The sequence below is a fragment of the Brevibacillus halotolerans genome (assembly GCF_026891775.1).
In the GTDB taxonomy this organism is placed as follows: Bacteria; Bacillota; Bacilli; order Brevibacillales; family Brevibacillaceae; genus Brevibacillus_B; species Brevibacillus_B halotolerans.
On record NZ_JAPTNK010000001.1, the window covers coordinates 343,757 to 364,746 of the forward strand.

The following is a 20,990-nucleotide window of genomic DNA, read 5'->3' on the forward strand; positions in this document are numbered from 1 at the left end:
ATTGAATCACTCCTTAGGATACCTATTTTTTATTTCTGTTTTTTAAGATCAGTCTTGTTATTAGAAACACTAATACTAGAACTACAAGGCCTAAAAGGAAATAAGTTGGACCAATTCCTCCCATATATACTAACCTTCAATAATCGTGTGATTTTCCTTAATTATGTAACAAAATCAATAATTAAACAATTTACAAAAAAGGAGAAGTTAATATTTATAAGAAAACTTTGGGTTCCCGTATTGTCTGTGGCACTTTTACATCCGTAATAGATTTACTTCTAATTATAGGTTAGGTAAGGAGGTTACTAGCGTAAATTCATCTGCTTATTTTTAAAAATATAGGTTCTAAAATAAATCCAGCAACTAATAAACCGAGTCCATTTGCTATCATATTACTTGAAATGAACATATTAAATAAATAAATCATAGTTTCGTAAAGTATAATTCTTAATGTTATCATTGCAATATTAGACATATAATTATCTCTCCTTTTAGCTTGAATATTAAAAATAATACCAGATATACCCAATTTTTGTTTGATAATGTTTTTAAGTCTAAAGAACTTGTAAAAGTTGAGTCCGGATCTCGCTCTAGCTCTGTTTTTCTACTATGTTCGGTTTTAAAATGTTAGCCAATAAATCAGGTCAAAAAATTATTCGGTTTTTTAAAGAAAAAAATCCAGGAATCCGTCAGCTGCACGTACTGTTTTCTTACAAAAAAACGAACAAAAAAATGTGACATAGCATATAAAGCGTGAGCCTTCTTACTCTGCCATTAGGCACTTACCAGTAGGTTTAATTAATCTGCTGGTAAGATTATAAAAAAGATTTATTCATTCTCGCTAGAAGCTAGTACAGCGAGGTGAGAACGATATGGATAATGGCTTTGAACGGACTTATTGGGCAAATGATGTAGCTGAATTATTAGATATATCAGTAAGTGCTTTACGAAAATGGTCATTACGTTTAGAGGCGGAGGGTTACTGCATCCTTCGCGATGAACATGACAGGCGTGCCTACCGTGAGCGTGATCTGATAGCGTTACGAACGATGTAGGATTTTTTGAGAAATAAAATGAGTATGGAGAACGCATCAAAAGCCGTATATACCATGTATTCTGACCAACGAAGAACGGATGAAGTGCAGACAAGCGTTCTTCACACAAATAGGAGTTCCAATGAACGTCTTTTGGAAATAGAAAATAGGAATGTGATGCCATCAATTCATAAATCCTTTAAAATAGACATCGCTAGAGGAATTAATTCATTAGATTTATAGATTACTATGCTTTTCTATCCATCTTCTGTCTGTTCCGCATACAATATTTTGTAAGATCATTATCGCATTGTAACCATGTTTCAAGTAACATTTCATCTAATAATTATTTCTTTACGACCCACTCTAAAAAGAGAATACAAAATCCTTGCTACTTAAAATATCCATGAGAAAATCGATCAAATGGCTCCTGAAGGACTCAGTACAATGTCGCTCAAAGAAAGCATCAAATCTCTTACAGTTCCAATTCCTAAAGTATTTTCGAAACTTAACCTGTTACTTGTGATTTTCTAAACAATAAATTTTGAAAATTATAATGATTCTAAATTTTGTATTATGGTAGCATTCGTTTTCTAAAAAAATTCAGAAAAGAGTGTCGGATGAATGGTAACCATTTCATCTAGAGTTCGTCATTATGATAGAGTTAAACACCTGTAACTAATAAAAAAGAGGTGTAAGAATGAAGAAACAAACATGGAACAGAGCCATTTTTATGGTAACCGTGTCGCTCTTGACAACAAGTATGATCACGATAGGACCAGAGGTAACTTATGCATCAAAAGGACAAGCTAGTTCTATTGGAGCTGTAGGTACTCCTGCGGTGGCTGAGCCTGACTGGTAGCATTTTAGGAATGTGACTTTACCTGATAGTTATAAGTGGCTATTAAAGCAGTATAGTTAAGTTAGTTTTGAAGGTTTAGATATTGATGGAATTGGTTTAAACGATGTTCATAAGTTTAGACAACACAATGGATTAGAAAGAGTACGATATACCAGACGGCTATGTTGTATTTTTTGAGCCTGGAGCTGATTGGACTTATTGTTTGGATACAACCCAACTGGACAATGGCGAATGCCCAGTTGTTATGGTATCAAGGTCAAGAAAAAAGCGAAAAAGAAGCTGACAATTTATTTGAATTTATTAAACAACAATTAGAGTTAACCGATTAAGTTGTATTATTCAATTAATACGAGCGCGATAACGGAGTTGATGAGAGCTATCCTCTTTCTTTATACGTTTCTCAATTTAAGGGCAGTAAAGTTGAGGAAGAAAATGCTGGAAATATAAGTCGAGGAGCGATAATTTTGTATTTATACCATACAGTAATAGAACAAGATAGCGATATACATATAAATCCACAAAACGCTTTAAATGAAGGGCTAAATATTAGAACAGTAACGAGGCTGTACACAAATGGTGGTGATTTATATCCTGAAATTACAGACCGTTTCAAATCGATAAATTCACCAAAATGGATTGATTTTAAAATTGCTTTTGGTGCAGAGTTGGTTCCACCAACCAAGCCCTATCTTAGATTTCCTACTTTTAGCGACAAGATATTAGTTTTCAATCAAGATATATCAAGTGATTTGTTCGCCTATATAGAAGATGAATATATGGAAGAGGAGACTGGCGGAGGATACTTTACGGAGGGACTACCTTCAAGAGAAGATTTAGTAAGTCAATATTGGGAAAGTATGTTGACCATCGAAGAATACTTAAATTACAAGCCATATAAGGAACCAGAAATTTTAATTTTTGAAACAGTCCCTGCAAAGTTAATTGAGTATATAAAATAAATTGTTGTTGTTCAACTATCAGGGGCAATTGTGGGTATGGGGAGAAGCTACCACTGCGTGTGCTTGATTCATTGTACCAAAAATTAAACAACTTAATTTTTACACCTGAAAAAGTTGATTTATATAACGAAAATATGTTGTCACTAGGGTCTAAATTTAAGCGTAATTTCGTCCAATAAATCAGCTAAATAATCAATAACTTCTTCATGACGATGCGAAAATAAAATGGAAAGAAGGGTGTAGCGAATGAGTGCAGGGTGTGTACACAATTCTGTCACTGTCTAGTAGCTGCACGAAGTCGATATTTCTTTACTAATTTCGGAGTCAAATGATGAAATAATCTTGAAGGAATGTGTAGATGCCGAATCGCTAACAATTTTTTAACTTCCATTTCCATGGTGTTTACACTTGGTTTGCTGGGAGAAGATAAAAGTTGACGAAAAGTTAAAATATCTGATTCCTTTTCCTTATGAAACTCTTCTTTAAAATCTTCTTGTGATACCTCATCAGCATAAGATTCCAGAACGCTTTAAACTTTCATTTGAAGGAGGCTCGACTTTCCACTTACGAAACAGACTGTATGCCTGACCTTTTAAATAGTCTGTTTCGTGTGTAAAGTGAACTTGTTCGGTTAACCAATCTGTCAAAAGATCATTGTCCTTTGCCGTAAGTTCTCTAAAGCCGAAAAATTCCCTAATTTGCTTTCGATGATAAGTAAAATTTCTTTCCTCTGCTCCCAAACAATATTCTTCAAAAAGATCTGCGGATATTTTCAATTGATGCGCTATATATTCAGCCATGACTTTGGGAATATCTTGTTTCTTGGACGGAAATCTTGTCTCTTGTTGAAAGTACTTTAATAATACTGCAAATCCTAAACGACTTGCCCCTGTTTTATTACTAATCAGTTTTCTTTCAATTGGTAAAATTCCAGTAGCTCATCTTCATCCCAATTTTGTTTCATAAATCCTCTTCCCCTAATCTAAAGCAATTACTAATTTGAGTGTAATCTATTGATTAGAGGATGAAAACAATACTTTGCGGTCTAGAGCAGCTACCCTGTCATTAAGTCTATTTGAAGGAGGGAGACAATTGAGGGAATATCTAGACGATTTTGTTGATGGACAATATGTATCCCCACTTGTAATTACTGGAAATTATATTTTAGATGGGAAACATACAGGTACAGTACGTGTAGAAAGTGGGGAGTTTGTTTTGAGGGGTACCCTAAATGGTACCTTGGATATCCAAAATGGGGCGAAGGCAAAAATTATCGGGAAGCAGCAGGGATCTGTTACGGTAGATTCAAGAGCTTTAGTTATTGTAGAGGGAAGTATTGAAGGTACAACTTCTTTACAACCAGAAAGTACAATAATAATTGAAAAAAATGCCAAACTGGCAGGTACGTTAAGTAATAATGGAAGATTAATTTTGAAAGGCGTCTTTGGAGGGGCAACTTCAGGAAATGGAGAAATTGTCATAGAAGAGTCTGGATATATTTTAAAACCAATTGTTAAAGATGGAATTTCTTATTATGAATGGTGATGTTAATCATTACTAGATTGTCAAAGGTCACTATTACAAATTATTATAAATCAACAATTGATGATAGGGGTACCGCTAACATTTCGGAGTTTCCTGATACTATCCCAAGAACCGTTTCTAAGGAAATTCCCATTGATGTGTGGATACTGAGTTTTCTCCTTTTAAATTATATTATCCATATAGAGAACATTTGACTTCCAACAACTCCTATTCAAAACAAATGTATCCTTAACCGATATGGTACAAATTACTAAAGGTAAGATTGTTGGTGGTATCCCCGTACATTTAATAAATAACTAATTTTAGGTTGAATACATATAAAAATAAACAAAAAACAGTAGCACTTATAATGCCCTACTTATTTTCCTTGATTTAATGGATTTGTACAATTTAACAAGAACAAACCTTTTCTATGTAAACTTAGTAGGTTTATTAATCAATAGTTTCATGTTATTTGTAACAACTAAAACATTGTACAAAAAAGTGGTTTAAGTCGAATGTCAACGTTAGTAGTAGATTGTGAAACCTCCAGATTAATATAACGTATTACTAGAAAAGGTTATTTTTAGGAGGTGTACGATGATAGAATTAAATTTAATCCCCAAAGATGGTATGGTACAAATATTATCTTATGCTATGGAATTTGGATGACCACTATTTCTAATTGCTGGTGCAATAATAGGGGACCCGCCAACATTTTAACGAAAATATATGCTAAGCCTTCAGAGATGACTAGCTTAGCGTTTTTTCTTATTCTAAGCCCAATGTCCGGGAAGTATAACCCGGACCACCGAAATACGCAACGGATAAACAACAAGCACTGGAGGGTAAAGTATGGCCCGAGAAGTACTATTTGATGATGAAGGTGTAATTTTAAAATTAACAGGAGCGACTGGATTTTTCGCAGTAAAGTTCAATCTTAAAATGCCCTATAGTACAATTAAAAGTGTATATGTTGACTACTTCGATGCTCCAAAATGGATGCTTCGGATGCCTGGAACCTCCCTTTCAGCACTTAATATTTTTGAGGGGAGTTTTAAATACGCAGATGAGTGGTACTTTCTCTCCTATGAGAGAAGAGAACCTCTGTTAATAATTGAGTTGGAAGGGCATGAGAAGTATAAGTATGTGATTTTTGAGATAGATGACCCTTCAAATGTTGCATCAGATATTCGGAAACGTATAAGGGAAAATATCTAATTCAGTCAGTAGCTCAAGGATATAAAAAATTTCAAGGCGCTTAACTAAGCGTCTTTTTATTTTGCCCATCGTTGGGCTTCTGGTAGGAAACTACCACAGCCGACGGACTTCGGAACCCGAATGATGGGCAAAACCAACTATACGTTAAAGGGATAGCGTCAGGAAAATGCGGATTTACAACGATAAGCCTATCCCTCGATATAAATATACTGTTTTAACAACGTTAAGATATTTGAGACAAGTTATATGAGACATTATGAAGTCTTTGTTCTCAAGATTTCACTCTTGTATCAATAGGGTTTACTCTATGGGGACAAACTGGGGAAACTTGATACACAAGACTTCTTATCCTTAACGATGTAAAAGCGCAAAATACTGATGTTACCCCTACTTGATTATATATTTTAAAGGTGTAACATATAATTAATGGATTATTTACCTATAAATGGAAAGGTGGTATACAATGTTAACCGAATTACAAAAAAATTTTTTCTCCCGGTTACAGATATCTCCAAAAGAAGATGTAACCTTTGAAGATTTACATGGAATTCTTTTGCAAATGGGATATGTACTACCCTATGAAAATTTAGACGTTATGGACAAGAATATCCGAAAAATTTCTAGAGAAAATGTCCAAGAAAAATTACTATTAACCCATTGCGGAGGACTATGTTACGAGCTTAATTCCTTATTATATTATTTTTTAATTGATTGTGGATTTGATGTCTATCGAGTATCTGGTACGGTCTACGATTTAGGGAGTGGTAAGTGGAAACCTGATGATGGGCATGTGATTATTATTTTAAACTATAATAATCAGAAATACATTATAGACGGGGGGTTTGCCTCACATCTTCCTTTATATCCAGTCCCATTTAGCGGGGAAGTCATCTCATCTCAAACAGGAAAATACCGTATTCGTAAACAAAATACTGAAAAAGGAACCTACCTACTAGAAATGAAAAAAGGAGAAAATGGGGAGAGCGCCCAATTCCTTGATTCTGAACCTACAAATACATGGCGCACTGGATATGCATTTACATTAGATGAAATAGATACAAATAAAGTAAATGTCATACAAAATATTATTGTAGAGCACCCAGAATCTCCATTTAACAAAGGGTGTATTATCAGTAAATTAATTGAAGGTGGGCATATTTCACTTACTAAACGAAGTTTTACAGAAACCAAAAAAGGCCAAAAAAGAAAACGAACCATAAATGAAGAAGAGTATCATCAGATTCTTACAGAAGTATTCCGAATAAATACCTCGATAAAACTTTAGAAAGTGGCTAGCTTAAATCAACTCATATAAAATTTCTCTACCACTTTAAAGCCAAATTTGTTGAAATAAAATTGCATTTTATTCATATTGTTAAATAATTCCAATTGAAGCTGTTGGTATACTTTATTGGCAATATGTTTTGAGAGTGGAAAACAGAACTTCTTATGCAGTATCACAAAAAACCACTCGAAAGAGTGCTTTTTCCAGGCTGTGGAGAAAACTTTCTCCACAGCCTCCTATTTAACAGAAGCAACTACAGTAGTAAAGAGAAAAGGACTATTTAAGGAAGAGTTAATGTAGCATATATCACCATTGGGCTGGGAACATATCAATTTTCTTGGAGAATACTCTTTCGATATAAGCAAGAAGACAAATATAAAAGCATTGAGACCATGACAAAGCCGAACTTCCTTAGAGTAGGAAAATTGGATTTTTTCATGTCGAATTTTACTTAGCGCATGTTTTCCGCGTTTTACTACCGGGACCCCACTAAGGGGAAAATGGACCTGTGATTAAAAAGAAGTAGTGAGGCAAAATGACATGAACGAGAGATATGTAGATCATGAAACAGGCGAGATCCTCGAAGAACGCCGTTTGCTACTCCGATGAGATTGTTAAGGTTATCAATCCGTATACAACGGGTGGCCGAAATTTGTTAAGTCAAAGACGAGTCAGAAGGCAAAGCGAAGGTTCTATCAGCTCAACGTGGAAGAAGAGGGAAGAAATATCGAATTGTGGAGAGTTTGTCTACAATATATCCAATTACTCAGGTTTGTAAGGTGTTAGGAGTTTCGAGAAGTGGCTATTACAAGTACCTCTATACTAGAAACTTTTATAGGGATAAATCGATGAAAAAACGGATCAGAACGATCTATGAACAAAGAAAAGGAATATATGGATATCGCCGAATTCAGGCCGAACTGTTACGCCAATTTGGTTGTAGGGTTAATCATAAGAAAGTATTACGCATCATGCAAAATCTGGGACTCAAATCCATCATTCGCCGTAAACGTTCCTATATGACTGCCCATCAAGCAAAAGTATCGGATGGACGTATTGCAGATAATTTACTCAAACGTGATTTTACCGCTCAAGAGCCTAATCAAAAATGGGTAACTGACGTTACCCAATATCGCATCGGTGAAGAACGTATCTACCTTTCTGCAATCAAAGATTTATGTACGCATGAGATTATCGCTTATCATATCAGTACTCGAAATGACAATGAGCTTGTTCTAGAGACTTTTAGGAAAGCATTCGAAATGCAAAAAGACGTGACTGGTTTGATTGTTCACAGCGACCAAGGTTCCCAGTACACGTCCCATGCATACCACGACATGCTGCCTACGGTTGGCGCCCAAATCAGCATGTCCCGACGGGGCAATTGCCTAGACAATGCCTCGATAGAAAGCTTCTTTTCTCATTTGAAAACCGAAGCCCTATATCCCTATGATATACGAGATCTTCAAGATGCTCAAAGGAGAATTGAAAATTACATTTATTTTTACAACGAAGAACGTCTTCAACTGAAGTTAAATAAACTGACGCCTAGTGAATTTAGGCGTCAGTTAGCGGCCTAACGGCCGGGGCTTTTCTTACTGTCTACAAAACGGGGGCTTGACCACGTGACCCTGTGGGTTTTGTTTTTTTATCATGTAGTCTAGGCTATTAATGTTTTGAGCCTTTTAACCCAAATTCTCTAACATGCACTTTTACTTGAACATCAATAGGAATTTTGCTGAATTCATCATCCCAATTCTGTTTCATTTTTTCCCACACATCTGGATAGTGGACAGATAGGGCCTTGTGAAATCCCAAAACATCTATTTTCCATTTTTTTTGGAGCTTGTTAAGCGTGTTTCTCGTTAATTCCTTGACTTTTTTCTCAAAAGCTTCTCCAGCCTTCTGAAGATAGCTGTCCTTAAAGCTATTTTCCGTTTGAGACCAATCCTCGCCAATCCGTCCATTCAGATTTATCTGTACAGAAAATGAGACTTTTCCATTTTGGACTTTGGGCGTTATCTTACTTGACACGGTACGAATTTCATAGATAATCATGTTGTTATTTGGAGGCATACTCGTTTTAATCAGACCTGCGTGCTTTTCCCATTTCGATTTTCCACTTCCAATGAGCAGATTGGCACCGCGTACCTCTTTATCGCCTAACCATCCGATCATTTTTCCTGTGTCACCTTTAATAAGAGCAGCCCCTGATATCTTTATGGTCTTGTTTAATGGCTCTATGCGAGGAATCATAAAGCTATTTTTCATTGTCATATTCTCTGAAATATGCCCAAGTGAAGCAGGGGTGGCGATATCTAAGCTCTTTCTAACATTATCTATAATACTAAGGATTTCGATTGCAGGAAGCGCTTCATTAAGTGGTTTTTTATTCAGTATTTCAATAGCTCGACCTTTGGCTACCACAACTAGTACAGTTCTGCGTAATTCTGTGTCGCGCAAAAAGTACTCTAGCATTTTGTTCAGGCTTAATTTTTTAGCGATAGCTTCCCCAATCACCATCGTTTTGACATGCAGAAAAAACGGGGGTCGGGAGCTTTTGGTAGCAAAATTACGGATTATTTCAAAGAACGAGTTCCCTTCACCTGAAATATTATAATAAGCTTGCTTCTGGGTACCGGTTACTTTAGCAGTGCCAACCAGAACCTTAGGCAACACATTTTGATGAGTTAAGAGAACGGAGACTTTTTGTTTGACTTTTGTTTCTGGGCTAGAATCATCTTTCTGCTGTGAGGATTCAGAGCCATCATCAGATGAACCAGCCTCGTCCTCCTCTTGATTTTGCTGTGATTCAGAATGGTTTTCCTTCTGGGGAGAATCAATTCCAATTCCAATGACCATACCTAAATCTTCAATTTCCTGGCGATCCCAACACCCCGATATCAATAGGGTTAGAGAGAGTGTGAGCACACATGCCACCCAATTATGTTTGTTTTTCTTGTTGGGCATTGGCAGGTTTCCTCCATTTTGACAGGGTTAATAATAAAATCGGAATGACACCAGATGTTATTACTGAAGCGTAGCCAAGCTGGGTGCCTATAGAAAATGCTTGGTCTAAATTTTCCGGTACCATGGCGAATGCATACATAAGCGGGGTCAACAATACTTGTAGCAAAGGTAGCCGTATCGGTACAAGCAGACTTAAACCTAGACTTACCAAATAAAAGCAAAAGACAAAAGTAGTAAAAATACTAAATACCCAGATGACCATAAAAAACAATTCATAGTGTTCAAAGAAGGCCCCGGGAAATTCGATCTGCTTGACGAACTCCATCGTGGGCCAAGTCAGCGTTTTCACCTCATGTGCAGTCAGGGTTCCTACTACCATCAGGGTAATTGTAGTATAGATCAGGGTGGCAAAGCCAAGACCAATGACTACACTTTTCGAGGAATCCGCTGGAGATTTCATCATATAGGTCAAAAACATAATGGCCTCGAAACCCATGTAGGAGGGGGAAGTGGCTGGCAAGCCTTGGAGCAAAGGCATCCAGCCGTGATGTAGAACTGGCAATAAATTATCAATATGGAAGCTTTGATAATTAAGGAAGGTTATAGAAAATAAAATAAGGATCGTGACAGGAAAAAAGAGAAGGAACAGACGCACAATAGGGTGTGCACCTCCGAGTACTAAATATAACCCTGCCAGTAAAAAACAGATGATCGTCACATGAATAGGCGTCTGGTCTAACAAAAAATGACGAATAACCTCAGCTTGTACCCGCGCTTCATAGACGCATAAGAAAAAATAAAAGACGGAGTAGATTAGGATTATCAGTGAGCTTACCCATTTTCCTGCGATAATTTGCGTTATTCTATAAAAGTGATACGAGGGGTACTGTTGGCTTAATTTGGCGCAAAAATAGCCAGCTATCATTGCTAAAATTCCCCCAGCCAGTGCATCAATCCAGACATCCGCTGTTCCTACCGCTTCAACAGCCACACGTGGTAGAGTCAGAATAGATACTCCAATGACCATAGATGCAATAAAAGAGGACACATCAAGACCAGAGAATTTAGGCTGGAAATTAAGTGACATTCTTTCTCGTACCTCCTTTGTTTAGTTCCTTGTAGAATTGTCCCGAGGTTTTTTCTTTATTCTTTTCGTATCAAGCGGTTGAAAAATTTGAGGGCGCCTCACTAACAATTTCTGAGGCAGGCGCAAAATAAAATCTTTCCAATCCTTGGTCATGATCGGTGTTAAAGGTGCTAGATAATCGACACCGAAGCACTTGAGCTTTACCAAATGAGAGGTAATAATAATAAAGAACAAAATGACCCCATACAAACCTAGAAAGGCAGCAGATAGCATCATTCCAAAACGTAAAAAACGAATGACAACCCCTGCTTCATATTGAGGAATAGTAAATGATGAGATAGCAGTAAGAGCCACCACCACGACCATAATCGGACTTACAATCCCTGCTTCTACAGCCGATTGTCCGATAACTAAACCACCAACAATTCCAATCGTTTGCCCTAAAGGTTTAGGGAGGCGTAAGCCCGCTTCACGCAGAATTTCGATAGTAATTTCCATGATTAATGCTTCAATGATAGTTGGAAAAGGTACACCTTCTCGTGTTCCAGCAATCGTAAAAGCGAGCCGCATGGGAATCAACCCTTGATGATAAGAGACCAGTGATACATAGAGAGAGGGAAGAAACAACGAGATTAGCACACAAATAAATCGTAAAAATCGCAGGATCGACCCGATATACCAAAGCTGATAGTAGTCATCAGGAGATTGCAGCAGCATGGGATAGGTAACGGGAGCAATTAAGGTAAAAGGTGTTCCATCGATTAAAATGGATACTCTTCCTTCTAATAAAGCAGCCTCCACACGATCGGGTCGTTCCGTGCTTTGAATCAATGGAAACGGCGACCAAGGATCATCTTCAATCAAATGCTCGATATAGCTGGATTCTTGTAGATCATCAATCATAGTGTTGCTCACACGACGTATTACCTCATCTACTAAAGCAGGGTTTGCAATTCCTTCTATATAGGAGATTACTACTTTTTTAGGAGCAACCTCCCCAATTTCTTGGGAAAGGAAGGTTAATTTAGGATTTCGTATACGATGGCGCAATAGGGCAACGTTATCAGCGATGGTTTCTACAAAGCCAATCCTGGGTCCCCGAATAACTGATTCTGTGACCGGTTCTTCCATGGAACGTGAGGGAAAATAGGCTGTATCCAGTAGAAAAGCACAATCATATGAGTCGATTAATAGTGCCGTATACCCACGAAGAATATCCTCTACACAATCAGAGGGCCGTGCATACGTTTTTACTTTCCGACAAACGGCAAGTGTAGTAACGAGTTGCTCGATGGAAGGAGCTGTCGTCGCTTCTGCATTTGTCTGAGCGGATTGGTCCTTTACCTTTTTTAGATTGGAGGTAAAAGGGGATAAAAACTCCTTCCATTGTTGTTTATCAATAATTCCCTCTACATAGAGAATCGCCGCTTTTTTTTGTATTTGATTCAGGTAGATTTCGCGTATGGAGACATCGAAGCTTTTTCCAAAAACATCTTGTAATTGACAAAGAGATCGCGATAAATCCGATGAAAAGGGAGCACTTTCTTTTGAATTGTTTTTGGCAGACAAATGCTTCTGTCGTATCTGTTTTGCGCGCTGAAAAAAAGTGGACATAATTAACCCCTTGTATCGCAGTAATAAACCAAAGAGTAGTCAGATACCTAGCTTTCTGGTAGTCAATAGGAAGTATTTGTATTTTATAGGTAAAACATGCAGGCTGGCTTGGAAGTCCCTCTTTTAATGTAAATCGACAAGGTGCCCAGACCGCTTATATACTCCTAGATAGGCTCCACTTATCAGAAAACCGGGATGCAGTAAAACCCTATGTACGGTTGTCATATATACGGTTATACGGTTTGATGACGATAGCTTCATAAATAAAAAAAGGTGTCTCCACTGTCCTCCTAGTTAGGAGCAACAGGGATTCACCCAGTTTTGATATGTTCCTTGCTTTTTAAATGCTTACTTACGCATGGAACCTACAATTTTTCAACGAAGCCTAAAAACTCATCTAGCATTTTATTAGCAGCTTTGATACCACCAGACGTGTTCCAAATAATTTCGTTTACTTGGAAAGCTGTATTTTTCTTCGCTACATTAAGGCTTTGGAAGAGTGGATCGTTCATCCATTCTTGTTGGTTCTTGGTTCCGCCTTTTTTCTCATCATAATCTGCGTTAAAGAAGAACATGACATCGCCGTCTAAATCATTAATACGTTCTTTCGTAACGACTTCCATAAAGTTATCTTTATCTTGCGATGCCGGACGGGCAACACCTAAATCCTTGAGCATTACGCCAGCGAACGTGTCTTTTTGATAAATACGTACTGCATTTGGCAAGAAACGTACAATGGATACTTTTATATTAGCTTTATCGCCCAGTTTTGCTTTAATCTCTTCCACGTGCTTATCATAAGCAGCCATGGATTTTTTACCCTCTTCTTCTTTATGTAAAGCTTTTGCGTATAACTTGAAGTTTTCTTTCCATTGACCTGCTAAATCGTCAGAGAATACAGTAGGTGCAATGCTTTTCAATTGATCGTAGATTTTCTCCTGACGGCCCTTGTTTCCAATGATTAAATCAGGCTTTAAGGATGCAATTAGCTCAATGTTTGGCTGAGATTCATAGCCTAGCTCGGTTACTCCATCCATTTCGCTTTTAATATGTGGATACCAGCCATCGCCAACACCTGAATTAACAGCACCTACTGGTTTTACTCCAAGTTCTAAAAGTGCTTCTGTGCCTTCATTGGTTAAAATAACGACTCGTTGCGGGGTCCCTTTTATCTCTGTTTTGCCCATCGCGTGTTCTATGGTGTAAGAATCACCTGATGCTGTTGCTGATTCTGCTTTTGCAGGAGCTGATGTTGCAGTGTTGGTTGTGCCGCCACAACCGGCTACAAGAAGAGAAAACACCATGCAAAGTAGCATCAATGCGGGAATCTGAAACCATTTTTTTTGGACCATGAATTGATTCTCCCCTTCATTGTTTTAAATTTGGAAATAATTAAATGATAACAATAATCATTATCAAGTATATTTTATATACAATAAATGGTACATGTCAACATAATTTCCAGAATAAATTGTATATACTTACTTTTTTCCGTGTCCGCGATAGAGTAGATAGAGAAAGAATGGTGCCCCAATGATTGCGGTAAAGACTCCAGCAGGTATATCGGCAGGAGAGAATAGCATTCTGCCTGCAAGATCAGCTAGCACCAAAATAATGGCACCTAATAGAGCAGAGGCTGGTATTAACACTCCATAAAGCGAACTGACTAAGCGCCGAGCAATATGAGGTGCAGTAAGTCCAATAAATGATATATTTCCGGCTAGACCTACAGCGGCCCCAGCGAGTGCTACACTGATAAGAATGAGCAAAAAACGGGTTATCTGCACAGGATTACCCAATCCGGTTGCGATTCCATCACCTAGCGTCAGCACGTTCAATCTGCGAGCTAGTAGCCAAGCGAGTGGTACAAAAAAGATGATCCAGGGCAAAATAGCTATGACATGCTTCATGGATGTGCCGTAAATGGTACCAGTCAACCAGCCAAGAATCTGAGAAGCTAAATGTGCTGGGCCACTTATTAATAAAAAAGTGGTTAAAGCGGACATGGCCGTAGAAATTCCAATACCGATCAATACAAGTCGATAAGGCGAAACGCCACCTCTCCAAGCAAACGAATAGTTGATGAAGGCTGTTGCAAAGGCGCCGCCAATAGCAAGAAGCGGTAGCCAATGGATGCTAGCTTGTCCATTGCTAAATGTCATAAAGGCTACGGCTGCCACTGAGCCTCCTCCTGTCACACCTAATAAATCGGGTGAGGCGAGAGGGTTGCGGAAGACTCCTTGCGTAATAGCACCGGCCACGCCTAGAGCGGCCCCAATCAAAATAGCCATTAATGTTCTTGGCATTCGCAATTCCAAAATGACGATTCGATTGGTTACATCTCCACCTACAAACGTGGCTAGGATATCTGGTATAGGAATTCGAGTCGTGCCAAAGGCAATGCTTAGTAGTGTGCAGACAATCAGTACCAAAAATAGGATAACTAATACAAGTAAATCACGAATAGAAAGCTGAGCGGAGAGGGCTGGTTTGTTACTCCGAATGGTTATAAATTTAGGCACAAGAGATGGTTTACTCATAGCTACTCCTTCTAGCGATATAAATAAGGAATGGGACGCCTAATAATGCTGTGGCTACGCCAACGGGAACCTCTTTTGGCATCAATAAGAATCGAGAGGCAGTATCGGCTGAAACCAATAAAATAGCCCCGATTAGCCCGCTAAATGGAATCAGCCATTTATGATCAACTCCAACAATATAGCGGCAGATATGAGGGATAATCAGTCCCACAAAAGCAATTGGACCAGCTAAGGAAACAGAGCCACCTGCTAATAAAATGACCACTAGAATGATGAGAAGCTTAGCAAAAGCAGTATGTAAGCCCAAGCCTTTTGCCATATCATCACCCATTGCCATTAAATTGAGCGCGTGAGACAGACACAGAGCAATAATCCAACCGATCACCATATAAGGTAAGACTGTGGTAAGATGCTCCATTTTTCGTCCAGTGACAGAGCCTACTAGCCAAAATAAGGCTTGATTTAACGATTCATTATTTATGAGCATAATTCCTGAGGTAAATGAGGAAGCAAATACTGAAGCAGCCGCTCCTGCTAATGTTACTTTGATAGGTAAAAAACCATCCTTGCCCATCGTACCTAGAATCAGAACCAGCACGGCAGTCACACCAGCTCCAACAAAAGCGATCCAGACCATCTGTGTAAGGGTTAAATCCAAGTCAAAGAAAAATAGAGTGAGCACGATAAACAGTACTGCACCAGCATTAATACCGAATAAAGAAGGTGAGGCTAACGGATTTTTGGTTAGATTTTGCATTAAAACGCCAGCAATGGCTAGACTAGCCCCTACACTGGCTGCAATAAAAGCTGCGGGTAATCGAACATCTCTAAGAAGGAGATGTTCCTTTGAACCATCAAATTGGTATAGCATATCGAGCAACATGTGGAAGGTAAACATATGATAGCCGAACAAGATACTCATCAGCATAGAGACTAACAGCAACAAGATACCGGTCAATAATGCCCAGACTTTGGCTCGGCGGCTCTGCAATAAACAAGACATGACAGAGACCCCTCTCTAGAAAAATATTACATATTGGCATTTTGATTGTAAAAAAATCAGAATATAATGTCAATGAAAATCGTTATCAATTATATGCGGATAAACTTTTTTCTATGAGATAGCCGTCGAAGAATTGCTCATGAAGGCATTATTGTGTACGGGAGGTGAGTGTCATGATTTTTACTTGCAAGGTAACAAGTGAGGCAGATGATGGATTTTTATTTCAGATATATGCTAGTACACGTGAGTAAGAGATAGCTGAATGGGGCTGGACAAAGCAACAGCAGGAAGAGTTTTTACAGATGCAATACACCTGTCAAAAGCGTTCTTATGAAAGTAATTATCCACACATGGAATGGAAAACCTCACAGAAATCAAGCATACAAGCAAAAAGATAATCCTGTAGAAAGGGTTCTCCTAGAGGCTCATAAGGTATAAAAAAGCTACCGAACATTCTCCGGTAGCTCGTAGTTTCTCATGTTATTCGCGAATCAATCTGCATTATTTTTGTGCAGCCGCGTTCTGTCCGGCAATGCGGCCAAACACGAAAATGTCTGCGATTGCGTTACCACCTAGACGATTTTTCCCGTGAATCACGCCGGTTACTTCTCCGGCTGCGTAAAGACCAGCAATTGCTTTTCCGTTGGTATCCAGTACGTGAGTCTCAGGGTCAATGACTAATCCACCCATGGTATGATGCACGGAAGGAACCGCTTTTTCAATATACCAAGGGCCTTGTGTCATTTCGATTAATTTTCCACGATGATGAAAATCTAGGTCTTTACCATTCTTAGCAAATCCATTGACACGGTCAATTGTTTTTTGAAGCTCTGTTATTGGGATGTTAAAATGCTTTGCTGCCTCTTCCAACGTATCAGCTTTCACTAATAAGCCTTCTTTTACAAGCATGTCATATTCATCTTTATGCACGTCTACTGTTTTACCAATATCACCTACAGCTTGATTCCAGACCTGATAGGCATATTTACCCTCCTGAGCAAGAATCGCTTTCGAAATCACATCGCGGCGCTCTAATTCCTCTACAAAGCGTTTACCACTTTGGTTCACTAAAAGAGCTCCATCAAAACGCGTATCCGCTACCAGAGAAATAACACCTGTCTTAGGATTACAGATTGGGTATGTTTGAATACTCTCCATATTTGTGATAGCTGCCCCGATTTTTTCGCTCATCACGATACCGTCGCCAGTTGTACCAGGAGTATCGGTAGACATGTAGCTTTCATCTAAAACTGGGTTGTATTTCTTACGCATTTCTACGTTGGAACCGAATCCACCAGTTGCAACAATAACACCCTTATTTGCGTTAAAGGTAATTTCTTGACCAGTAGCCGTTTTTGCTTTAACGCCAACGACACGGCCTTCGCTATTTTTCAATAACTCTTCCGCTTTTGTTTCCGTTTTTACAGGAATTTGCAGCTGATCCGCTTTTGCTTTTAGTTTTGTGACTACTTCTGCACCAGTGTGCCCTTTAGGGATGAGGGCACGAGGCACAGAGTGACCGCCGAATTGGAATAGGTGATCTGGTAAAAACTCCACCTTTATTTCATCTCTCAGCCATTCTGCTGCGCTTGTTGCATTATCTGTCAACACACGCACCATAGCAGGATCCCCCACGTTGTCTCCGCCTTTTAAGGTGTCTTGGTAGTGGGATTCCTTGCTATCTTTTATGCCTTTTTTTGCCTGTACCCAGTTGTTAGCAGCATTCATTTCTGCGCCGGAAATCAATGTGTTACCACCGATGGATGGCATTTTTTCCAGCAGGACTACAGAGGCCCCTGCTTTTTTCGCCTCCATAGCAGCCGCGAAGCCTGCACCACCTGCGCCAATGACGACTACATCGTAATTTTGAACAGCCTCCTCTTTGACTGTTGCCAATGTATCTGAACCTTTAGCAGTTAAGGTTAGTCCAGCTTTACCAACGGCGTCCTTTACAGCATTGATATAGCCTTGACTTGTAAGAGTAGAACCACTTATTGCATCTACCTCTGTGCTATTTTTTGCAATGATTTGGTCTCGCAATTTCTTGTATACGGGCTCGGATAATACTTCATTTTCTTTTTGTTCGAGGACTTTAATGTCTGAAAGCTCGTTGTTTGTTATTGTTACCTCAACCTTGATTGGGCCATGTTTACCATCAGCTTGACCGGTAGCTTTCACAGAATCACCTTTTGCAGGGGTGGTGCCTTGACCGCTACATCCAGCCATAGCTACTATGATTGCCATACTTAAGAAAAGCAGAAAAATCCTTGATAAACCCTTCAAGACGAAAACCTCCTTGGATATATGTATAGTAATGAGAAGGGAGAGTAGGAAAAAATCTAAAGCAGAAATGCATGATTGCAAGCATACTCGTGGTCGTTCACCATGATTGTAATAACCATTCATAAAAGCTTAAGTGAAAAAAATCACAAATTACGTATAGTGCCATCCCGTACATGTACGATGTACTTCTAAAGCGCTTTCATACCAAGTGTTTTAAGCATTGTGTTTAATCTGTGAAGTTATGTTGACGAAATTTTACGATGAAGAATTGTACCATAAGTCTTAAAATTCCAACTAAACTTCCATCTGTTACAATGAGAAGAGACGATGATGCTACAGGTGATAAAGGAGACGTATTCATGAAACGGAAATATGCAGATGTGACAGGGTGGACAACAGTGATAGACAAGCACTTTATACCATTGGCCCAACGTGGAGAGTACTTTGACGGCAGCATTACTGGTCTCGTCCTCACAAAAATGGAGGAACCATACTGGGTAACGTGTAACGGACAAGACATTTGTATCGCGGATGATGGATACGTTTGGATACAATGCTTTCCTGCGGGGCGGCATTATGTTATGACTGCGATGATAGATCAGACTGGTAAGGTAGTCTACTTCTATTTTGATATTGTTCTTAGGCATGCTATAGGGGAAAATGCTGTTCCTTGGTATGATGATCTGTATCTAGATTTAGCGATGATGCCTTCTGGGAGTACTGAAGTTTTGGATGAGGATGAACTGGAGGAAGCGTTCCAAAACAACACGATTAGTGAGTGGGAGCGTGATTTGGCCGTAGTGGAAATGGAACGGCTGGTCACAGAGGTAGCAAATGATACATGTATCCTACCAAAGCTGGTGCTAACGCATGCTACAAAATGGCGAGATATCGTCCTGAAGGTAAAAGAATCCTCCCAATAAAGGAGGATTCCTTCTGTATTATTTAGCTGGTGGCTCGACCTGCATTCTAGGAACCTCTGGCTTGCCTAGCGGATTGTTGTACAGATAGTCTGGCACTTCTCCCACGACAAGAGAGTTGGTAATGGGAATGGAGGTTGTGACAATGGTTTGATCAGTTGCAAAAGGTATGATCACTTGTAAGCGAACTTCTACTTGCAGATAGATTGTTACCATAACCATGTTAATCCCAGCTTCGGATAGCTTAGGGTCAAGCCATGTTTTTGCAGAACCAACAGGGCTGAAGGTGATCGGTAATTTAGGCCCCGTATCGGACAAGAAGGAGCTTCCTGAGGCTAATCCAAGAGGTACACGAGCTTCAATTTTTTCACTTTCAAACTCTTTTAATCTGTTTTTAATGCGTTGATTGGCTTCCCCCATGATTTTTGAATATCCTTGAAAATTAAAATTAATAGCGCGTATTTTATTATCGCTATCCTTCTCAATGTCTAGAACTTCGGCTGTATTCATATCAATTTGAGCGATCTTTTTGGTCACCGCGTCTGCGATGGCCTCTTTGGCAATTTGTTCAGATTTCTGCTTGGCGATCACTAATAAAGTAGGTTTAATTTTTTGCTCTAGAAAGACGATACTCTGGATGATGATTGCAAGAAAGACAATGAAGGCAATAAAAAAAATTTTCTTTTTTGACGTCCGAATGCGCCGGCGTCTCATGCGAATAGCCATCTAGATCACCCCATCTGTAGACTATATGTTACAAATAGGGAGAAACATGACAGCTTGCCAAGGGTTCATGCAAAGAACCTCACTTATGTAGTAGGAATATTTCGTTTATAATGAGCAGTAAGTCAGAAAAAGGAGAGAAGCGCATGCCCTATAAGGTTATCTTTTTTGATATGGATGGCACGTTGTTAAATGAGCAGAAGCAGATTCCAGAGGATACTCGAAAAGCACTCCGTCAGCTTCGGGATAGCGGGATTCATACGGTTATTGCTACGGGGCGTTCACCGTTTCATGTTCGAAAGCTCGCAGAGGATTTAGGAATTGAGACACTGGTGTGCTTTAATGGCGCTTATGTAGAGCACAAAGGAGAAGTGGTCTATTCTACTCCTATTGATGTTCATAGTATTGAGAAACTGTACCAGCTTGTGATGGCACGTAATCATGCACTTGTGTATTTGAGTGACGACTCCTTTTATGCGACACATGAGGGAAATGAGATGGTGAATCGTGCTGTTTCTTCTATTCTATTTGACCCACCCGGCATGGATGCAGAGGTATTCCGCAACAAGCCGATTTACCAATGCTGGCTTCATTGTGCTGAAGGGGAAGAAGGGGTCTACGAGCAAGACGATGCGCTTCAAAACGTGCGCTTTTTCCGTTGGCATGATGTGTCCTTGGATGTGATGCCAAAGGATGGCTCTAAGGCAAAAGGCATTGAAGCCTTGCTACAGCACCTTACAGTAGATCGATCAGAAGCGATAGCCTTTGGTGATGGCAAGAATGACATTGAGATGATTCAATTTGTAGGAATGGGAGTAGCGATGGGGAATGCGCATCCTGACGTATTTCCACATGCAAACTACGTGACGAAGCACGTAGATGAGGGCGGTATTAGCCATGCTTTAAAGGAATTGAACATCTTGTTATAGAGGAAAGCCGACCGTCTTTATTTGGGACGATCGGCT

Annotated in this window: 17 protein-coding genes and 2 pseudogenes; 10 read left to right on the forward strand and 9 right to left on the reverse strand. The window is 39.1% G+C overall.

Annotated features, from left to right (window positions below; all coding sequences use genetic code 11):
* Positions 1–872 precede the first annotated feature (872 nt).
* The 4 genes from O0550_RS01495 (at position 873) to O0550_RS01510 (ending at position 2,855) form a co-directional block, all read left to right on the forward strand.
* Entirely contained in the window at positions 873–1,055 is a 183-nt protein-coding gene (locus O0550_RS01495) for a hypothetical protein (protein ID WP_258425505.1), read from the forward strand.
* Between the two features lie 679 nt (positions 1,056–1,734).
* Positions 1,735–1,896 (forward strand): hypothetical protein, encoded by a 162-nt coding sequence (locus O0550_RS01500; RefSeq protein ID WP_258425506.1) that lies wholly within the window; start codon positions 1,735–1,737, stop codon positions 1,894–1,896.
* 173 nt (positions 1,897–2,069) lie between these two features.
* Positions 2,070–2,225: a hypothetical protein gene (locus O0550_RS01505; protein WP_258425507.1), complete on the forward strand. Its 156-nt coding sequence runs from the start codon at positions 2,070–2,072 to the stop codon at positions 2,223–2,225.
* Positions 2,226–2,360: 135 nt separating this feature from the next.
* On the forward strand, positions 2,361–2,855 hold the full coding sequence (locus tag O0550_RS01510; protein WP_258425508.1) for a hypothetical protein: 495 nt from the start codon (positions 2,361–2,363) through the stop codon (positions 2,853–2,855).
* A 152-nt stretch (positions 2,856–3,007) separates the two neighbouring features.
* Here O0550_RS01510 and O0550_RS24620 read toward each other — a convergent pair.
* Positions 3,008–3,819: pseudogene (locus O0550_RS24620) on the reverse strand (DUF4158 domain-containing protein); the annotation flags it as partial.
* A gap of 128 nt (positions 3,820–3,947) precedes the next feature.
* On the opposite strand from O0550_RS24620, the gene O0550_RS01520 reads away from it, so the two are divergent.
* The 4 genes and pseudogenes from O0550_RS01520 to O0550_RS01535 all read left to right on the forward strand — a co-directional run.
* Positions 3,948–4,400 (forward strand): hypothetical protein, encoded by a 453-nt coding sequence (locus tag O0550_RS01520; RefSeq protein ID WP_003339017.1) that lies wholly within the window; start codon positions 3,948–3,950, stop codon positions 4,398–4,400.
* Positions 4,401–5,234: 834 nt separating this feature from the next.
* Positions 5,235–5,600, forward strand: coding sequence for a hypothetical protein (locus tag O0550_RS01525; protein ID WP_096886578.1), 366 nt, complete (start codon positions 5,235–5,237; stop codon positions 5,598–5,600).
* Positions 5,601–6,063: 463 nt separating this feature from the next.
* Positions 6,064–6,885, forward strand: a complete 822-nt coding sequence (locus tag O0550_RS01530; RefSeq protein ID WP_003339015.1) for an arylamine N-acetyltransferase family protein — start codon at positions 6,064–6,066, stop codon at positions 6,883–6,885.
* Positions 6,886–7,595: 710 nt separating this feature from the next.
* Positions 7,596–8,465 (forward strand): annotated as a pseudogene (locus O0550_RS01535) (IS3 family transposase); the annotation flags it as partial.
* An 88-nt stretch (positions 8,466–8,553) separates the two neighbouring features.
* Here O0550_RS01535 and O0550_RS01540 read toward each other — a convergent pair.
* The 7 genes from O0550_RS01540 to O0550_RS01570 form a co-directional block, all read right to left on the reverse strand.
* Positions 8,554–9,855 carry a Ger(x)C family spore germination protein gene (locus O0550_RS01540; RefSeq protein WP_258425509.1) on the reverse strand — a complete coding sequence of 434 codons (1,302 nt, stop codon included), beginning with the start codon at positions 9,853–9,855 and terminating at the stop codon, positions 8,554–8,556.
* A complete protein-coding gene (locus tag O0550_RS01545) occupies positions 9,830–10,942 on the reverse strand; it encodes a GerAB/ArcD/ProY family transporter (protein WP_258425510.1) in 1,113 nt (370 codons plus the stop codon). The genes O0550_RS01540 and O0550_RS01545 overlap by 26 nt, the downstream gene beginning before the upstream one ends.
* 21 nt (positions 10,943–10,963) lie before the next feature.
* Positions 10,964–12,556: a spore germination protein gene (locus O0550_RS01550; protein WP_258425511.1), complete on the reverse strand. Its 1,593-nt coding sequence runs from the start codon at positions 12,554–12,556 to the stop codon at positions 10,964–10,966.
* A 365-nt stretch (positions 12,557–12,921) separates the two neighbouring features.
* Positions 12,922–13,908: an ABC transporter substrate-binding protein gene (locus O0550_RS01555; RefSeq protein ID WP_003339009.1), complete on the reverse strand. Its 987-nt coding sequence runs from the start codon at positions 13,906–13,908 to the stop codon at positions 12,922–12,924.
* 129 nt (positions 13,909–14,037) lie between these two features.
* Positions 14,038–15,096 (reverse strand): FecCD family ABC transporter permease, encoded by a 1,059-nt coding sequence (locus tag O0550_RS01560; protein ID WP_003335111.1) that lies wholly within the window; start codon positions 15,094–15,096, stop codon positions 14,038–14,040.
* Complete coding sequence (locus tag O0550_RS01565) at positions 15,089–16,099, reverse strand: FecCD family ABC transporter permease (RefSeq protein WP_258425512.1); 1,011 nt, start codon at positions 16,097–16,099, stop codon at positions 15,089–15,091. The genes O0550_RS01560 and O0550_RS01565 overlap by 8 nt, the downstream gene beginning before the upstream one ends.
* Positions 16,100–16,600: 501 nt before the next feature.
* Positions 16,601–18,382: a flavocytochrome c gene (locus O0550_RS01570; RefSeq protein ID WP_258425513.1), complete on the reverse strand. Its 1,782-nt coding sequence runs from the start codon at positions 18,380–18,382 to the stop codon at positions 16,601–16,603.
* A gap of 359 nt (positions 18,383–18,741) precedes the next feature.
* Between O0550_RS01570 and O0550_RS01575 the strand changes: the two genes are divergently transcribed.
* Positions 18,742–19,305: a DUF402 domain-containing protein gene (locus tag O0550_RS01575; protein WP_101667572.1), complete on the forward strand. Its 564-nt coding sequence runs from the start codon at positions 18,742–18,744 to the stop codon at positions 19,303–19,305.
* An 18-nt stretch (positions 19,306–19,323) separates the two neighbouring features.
* On the opposite strand, the gene yunB is transcribed toward O0550_RS01575, so the two are convergent.
* Positions 19,324–20,028, reverse strand: a complete 705-nt coding sequence (yunB, locus tag O0550_RS01580) for a sporulation protein YunB (RefSeq protein ID WP_003335106.1) — start codon at positions 20,026–20,028, stop codon at positions 19,324–19,326.
* Between the two features lie 143 nt (positions 20,029–20,171).
* Here yunB and O0550_RS01585 point away from each other — a divergent pair, with 143 nt between their 5' ends.
* Entirely contained in the window at positions 20,172–20,954 is a 783-nt protein-coding gene (locus O0550_RS01585; protein WP_003339003.1) for a Cof-type HAD-IIB family hydrolase, read from the forward strand.
* Positions 20,955–20,990 lie beyond the last annotated feature (36 nt).